The organism is Candidatus Cloacimonadota bacterium (assembly GCA_011372345.1).
In the GTDB taxonomy this organism is placed as follows: domain Bacteria; phylum Cloacimonadota; class Cloacimonadia; order Cloacimonadales; family TCS61; genus DRTC01.
The window spans coordinates 1-3,064 of the sequence record DRTC01000196.1; the positions used below are offsets into that span (position 1 = coordinate 1).

The window sequence follows — 3,064 nt, forward strand, 5'->3', positions numbered from 1 at the left end:
ATTAAATCCTTGCTGGGTAGTTTCTGAAGAGAATGATAATCAATATAACCAAAAAACAAAATCTATTTTGGAGAAGCTGGAAGACCTGCCTGTAAAAAAATCAGAAGGAAATATAATAGAACCGGTGGGATTAGCTCTTATCAATCTGAAAGAATTTTTACCTCCAAGAAAAGAATTTCCAACTGGTAAATGTGGTGAAATGCCTTACACGGACCCGCTGAATTCTGTTAAAGGTATATCTCTTGAACCTGACGGGAAAGTTGCTGTTTGTAATGAACTTTATATTGGGAATGCTTTTGAGACAGATATTATCGATCTTATAGAGAATTATAATCCATTTAAAATTCCTATAATAAAAAAAATCATTGAGAATGGTATGGAAGGTTTATTAAATTGGGCAGAAGCAAAAGTAGTGAAACCTGATCCGGAAGGATACTACTCCATTTGTCAAATGTGTATCGATATTCGGAGAAGAGTGAATAATATTTTGAAATGAAAGGGCTTAATTATAATTTTTAATGTACTAAAAAATATGGAGATATGAATGAAAATTATTTACAAAGCTAATAACGAAGTTACTGTTGAAGAAGCTATTAATGTATTTGAAAGCGTAGATTGAAATAAAAATCCGGAAGATATTCTGGATGCATTTAAGAATTCCTATTATGTTACCGCCTATCACGATGGTACGCTGATCGCTTTTGCCCGTGCAATTACCGATGGTCACTATTATACAAGTATTTTTGATGTGATAGTGAATCCCCAACATCAGAAAAATGGCATCGCTAAGGAGATGATGAAGATGCTACGAGCAGTTTCAGTTAAGGAACTTAACTCTATTGCCGGTATCAGAACAACATCTTCATATCCTTGTTTATGGATATATAAAGGTTCTCTTTCGTTTAATACTCTAGTCCAATAAGTATCAAAATTGGTTTTTGTTTGTGTAAATGTTGCTTCCATAATTACTCCTCGTCATTTCCCTTCCGAAGCTTTCTTTCACTTGTTCTTACATTAAGATTCGGAAGGATGTGAATGTCCCGGAACTTTCCGAATCTTAATGATAAGAATTCCTTCGTGAGAAGCTTCGGAAAGGCAGCATCAGTTTTTCATAATCTTTCATAAATTATGTTACACTACCTTGAAGCAAGTCTAATATAATAAACTAAACTGCTTTATCCTTATATCAGTCTGAATATTATTTCCTGTCAAATGAAAATTTTCCATTTGACATTAAAACTAACATTCGCAAAAGAACAAACATAAAAAAATTGCAGGAAAAGACCATGAAAAAAACAGGTATTTCCAAACCTCAAGAAATCGAGCAACTCATCAAAAAAAACCGGAGTTTAGTAGAGATCGGCAAAGCTCTTTCTGCGGAAAAAAATCTGGATGCAGTACTCGAAATGGTTGTCGATAAAGCGAGAGAATTCACCAATGCAGATGCAGGTTCGATCTATATATTAACTCCGGATGAAAAAACACTCCAATTCAAGATCATTCACACGGATTCTCTGAATTGGAGAATGGGCGGAACCAGCGGAAATCCGATCACTTTGCCTGATATTCCGATCATCAGGGAAGATGGTCATCCAAACCTGATGAATGTCTGTTCGTATGTTGCCTACACCGGAAAAGCAGTGAACATCCCCGATGTCTATTTCGCGGAGAATTTCAATTTTGCTAACACTAAAATAATCGATGCCGCCAATAATTATCGCTCAAAATCGATGCTTGTTTTACCAATGAGAAATCATGAAAATGATATTATCGGTGTTCTCTCTTTGATAAATGCCATGGAGAAGGGGAAAATTGTTCCTTTTTCCAAAGATGTGGAAGAAATCACAGAAGCTCTGGCTTCGCAGGCCGCGATCGCTTTGACCAACTCGATCCTGATCCATGATCTGGAAGAATTGCTGGAATCATTTATCCGTTCGATCGCCCATGGAATGGGAATCAAATCTCCTCATACTGGCAATCATATTCGAAGAGTTGAAGAACTTACGATGCAGATTGCCAGAACCATAAATTCTGAAAACTCAGGGAAATTCAGCAATACATATTTTAATGAAGATGAAATGAAAGAACTGCGTATCGCTGCCTGGATGCATGATATCGGGAAGATCACAACTCCGGAATTCATCTTTAACAAAGCAACCAAACTGCAAACGATCTTTGATCGGATAAAACTTCTGGAAACCAGGTTCAATCTAATCAAGGAAATAAAAAAAAATGAGCATTCAGGACAGAAATATGATTTGATCAAAAGAGGAAAAAAAGAAGAAGTTCCAGCACTGGAAAAGAATTTTGAAAAGCAAATAAATGAACTGGAAGATGAAATAAATTTCTTGAATGAAGTAAATATCGGAAAAGAATATTTAGCTGAAGAAAAAATCGACAGGATTAAATCTATTAGTCGAAAAAAATATATTCTGGACGGTCAGGAATTTCCATATTTAGAGAAAAATGAGGTTGAGAACCTGATCATAAATAAAGGAACTCTCACCCAAAAGGAAAAACAAATGATGGACAATCACGCCAATGTTTCTTACGAGATGCTGCACGAACTTCCTTTTCCTAAAAAAATGAATAAAATCCCGATCTATGCTTCCGGTCATCATGAAAAGCTCGATGGTTCCGGGTATCCACTTGGACTGAAAGCGGAACAACTTCCCCTGCAGACCAGGATCCTTGCAATCGCCGATATTTTTGATGCGCTCACAGCACATGACAGACCGTATAAAGAAGGTAAAACACTTTCCGAATCAATGTCTATTTTAGAAAAAATGGTTTTGAGTAATTTTCTTGATAAAGATATTTTCGAGATTTTCAGGACAAATAAATTGTATCTGCTATTTGCGGAAAAGGAATTAAAAAAAGAACAGATAGATATGGAATAATCTGGTCATTGATACTATATAGCAATCAAGTACATTCAAAAAAATTATCCAGATAAACATTTTTTCACTTAATATTAAGGTTCTGAAATAAATTTTTTTACTGCTGTTTTTTCCAGAGAAATTAAGAAAATAATCTGCTTGTTGATAAATGGTTGACAGCAAAA

General features: G+C 35.2%; 2 protein-coding genes. Both read left to right on the plus strand.

Annotated elements, in window-relative coordinates; all coding sequences use genetic code 11:
* Positions 1 to 637: 637 nt before the first annotated feature.
* Positions 638 to 922, plus strand: a complete 285-nt coding sequence (locus tag ENL20_03800; protein HHE37680.1) for a GNAT family N-acetyltransferase — start codon at positions 638 to 640, stop codon at positions 920 to 922.
* Positions 923 to 1,286: 364 nt separating this feature from the next.
* Positions 1,287 to 2,900, plus strand: coding sequence for a GAF domain-containing protein (locus ENL20_03805; GenBank protein HHE37681.1), 1,614 nt, complete (start codon positions 1,287 to 1,289; stop codon positions 2,898 to 2,900).
* The last annotated feature ends 164 nt before the right edge of the window (positions 2,901 to 3,064 follow it).